This window comes from Streptomyces sp. NPDC007157, from assembly GCF_040634235.1.
Lineage (GTDB): Bacteria > Actinomycetota > Actinomycetes > Streptomycetales > Streptomycetaceae > Streptomyces.
In genome coordinates this window covers 1-1,283 of sequence record NZ_JBEYFE010000074.1, presented here as the reverse complement: position 1 = coordinate 1,283, position 1,283 = coordinate 1, and the positions used below count along the sequence as shown (strand labels likewise).

Genomic DNA, 1,283 nt, shown 5'->3' with positions numbered 1-1,283 from the left:
GTTTTAGTCAATTACATACAAGGGTTCTGTTGCAAAGTTTTAAATAAAGAATAAAATCCCTTACGGTATCTATGATTTAGGCTGTTATTCCCATTAATACCTTGATTTCAGTAGACACCGAAAAGCCGAAGAGAGTGCCTTCTTTTCGGGTTTTCTTATATAATCCTCGAATGGCTTCCATGCCTTTAATCGTGGGTGAGGCAGTGCGTAAACTTCGATAGAATTTATTGCGTCTCTTTACTGGACGATGGTCTTGTTCAATCAAATTATTCAGGTATTTAATGGTACGATGTTCTGTCCCTTGATAAAAGCCGTATTCTTTTAGTTTCTTAAAGGCACTTGTAATAGAGGGGGCTTTATCTGTGACTACAACCTTCGGTTCATCAAACTGCTTCACTAACCGCTTAAGAAAAGCATAGGCTGCTTGTGTGTCCCGTTTTTTACGTAACCAAATATCCAAGGTTAAACCATCTGCATCGATGGCTCGATACAAATAATGCCATTTTCCTTTGATTTTGATGTACGTTTCATCCATTTTCCATGAATAAAAGGATTTTTTATTTTTCTTTTTCCAAATTTGATAGAGTAGTTTGCCATATTCTTGCACCCAACGATAAATCGTCGTATGAGAAACGTTAATGCCACGATCATATAAGATTTCTTGAACTTCACGATAGCTAAGGTTTTAACGAAGATAGTAGCCCACGGCTACAATAATCACATCCTGCTGAAATTGCTTTCCTTTAAAATGATTCATCGTCATTCCTCCTGCTATCTTTTTCTATTATTCTACCTTATTTGATAGTAGATTTAAAACTTTGCAACAGAAACCTATATTCGTTACAATGGTTATGGGAAGTTTTTCAAAAGGTTAAGAAAAGCTTACGGGGGTTTTTGAAATCAAAAAGTAGTAGGGGACGATAAAATGAAACATACACACAAAATCATATTGGCTGTCACTTCTGTATGCACTGTTATTATTCTAGGTGTAAGTATCTTTTTTGTTACACAAGCAGTAACAAACAATAAATTAGAAAACACTAGTCAAACAACTCAACACTCAAGCAGCAGCTCAAAACCTGTTGAAGATAAACAAACGACGAAACAGCTTGATCAAGCAAAACAGCTTGCTGCAAGTTATCATTATGATGAAGCCATCGCCTTACTTGAAAAAGACGACGCCAAAGAAGCGCAACAATTGTTAGCAACTTTGAAAAAAGAAAAAGAATCCTTGGTAAAATGGGAAGACCCGACCAAAATCTCACACGTCTTCTTTCATAGTC

The 1,283-nt window shown here is 36.1% G+C and carries 1 protein-coding gene and 1 pseudogene; one reads left to right on the top strand and one right to left on the bottom strand.

Annotation, left to right across the window (positions count from 1 at the left end; all coding sequences use genetic code 11):
• Positions 1–76: 76 nt before the first annotated feature.
• Positions 77–757, bottom strand: a pseudogene (locus ABZ642_RS46435) (IS6 family transposase).
• A 168-nt stretch (positions 758–925) separates the two neighbouring features.
• Here ABZ642_RS46435 and ABZ642_RS46430 point away from each other — a divergent pair.
• Positions 926–1,283 (top strand): hypothetical protein (locus ABZ642_RS46430; RefSeq protein WP_360497803.1); only part of this gene is annotated, 358 nt, incomplete at its 3' end.